The following is a 1,107-nucleotide window of genomic DNA, read 5'->3' as shown; positions in this document are numbered from 1 at the left end:
CACTTTCACCCGCACACGCTTGACGTCGATGCCCATCTGCTGGGCGCTGTCTGGATTGTCGCCGACCACCCTCACCTGCGCGCCGAAGCGGTGCCGGTTGTAGAGCATCGCCGACAGCACGACGAAGCCGATGGCCCAGAAGATCTGCACCGGAACGCCCAGGACCTGGCTGGAGAAGATCGTGTAGGCCCAGCTGTCGCTGAGGCTGGTCAGCGCCATCGACTTGCCCTCGTTGATGATCTGGATCAGGCCGCGCAGCAGGAAATTCATGCCCAGCGTGGCGATCAACGACGACAGCCCGCCATAGACGACCAGCGAGCCTACCAGGAAGCCGAGCAGCATGCCGGTGACGAGTGCCGCGGCGATGCCGAGAAACGGATCGTAGCCGGCCTGCACGACCAGCGCGAAGACCCATGAGGCGAAGCCCATCGTTGCCGGAAACGACAGGTCGATCTCGCCGCAGGTGACGACGAAGACCAGCGGCACCACCACGAACAGCGCAACGGGGAGCGTCGTCAGCACCGAACGGTAGAGATACCAGGTGGTGAAAACGGTCGGGTTGGCGATCAGGAACACCGTCATCATGACGATGAACACGGCGAGCGTGCCGAGCGCGGCACGGTTGTCGAGGATGAAGCCGCGCATCCAGTGATCGGATGGGTGCCTCCATTCCTTTTGAGAACTGGGACGGGGAATGCCGGCGGACGGCTCGTGCAGGTTGGGCTCCATGGTCTTGCTCATCGTGCTCTCTGCTCCGCGTCGCCGGCATCGTGCAGCCCGGCCAATCCGCCGGGATGCGCGACCTCTTCCATGAAGTTGATGAGATCTTCGGCCGACTTGACCTCGCTGCGGTCGGTCGTCAGTGCAACCTTGCCGCGGTCCAGCACCACGAAGCGGTCGGCGATGTCGAAGACATGATGGATGTTGTGGCCGATGAACAGGATCGAGCGGCCGCTCGCCCGCACCTGGCGCACGAAATGGAACACCTTGGCGGTCTCGGTCAGCGACAGCGCCGTCGTCGGTTCGTCGAGGACGATCAGCTCGGCCTGCTTGTAGATGGCGCGGGCGATCGCCACGCCCTGGCGTTCGCCCGCGCCATCTACAAGC

Annotated in this window: 1 protein-coding gene and 1 pseudogene; both read right to left on the bottom strand. The window is 64.0% G+C overall.

Features of this window, described 5'->3' with window-relative positions:
• Nucleotides 1–741 (bottom strand): ABC transporter permease (locus tag EN994_RS32585; protein WP_164746481.1); only part of this gene is annotated, 741 nt, incomplete at its 3' end.
• Nucleotides 738–1,107, bottom strand: a pseudogene (locus tag EN994_RS32580) (ATP-binding cassette domain-containing protein); the annotation flags it as partial. The gene EN994_RS32585 and the pseudogene EN994_RS32580, both read right to left, overlap by 4 nt.

Origin of the sequence: Mesorhizobium sp. M7A.F.Ca.CA.002.09.1.1, from assembly GCF_003998555.1 — a bacterium.
Classification (GTDB): domain Bacteria; phylum Pseudomonadota; class Alphaproteobacteria; order Rhizobiales; family Rhizobiaceae; genus Mesorhizobium; species Mesorhizobium ciceri.
This window is presented reverse-complemented; position numbering and strand designations above follow the sequence as displayed.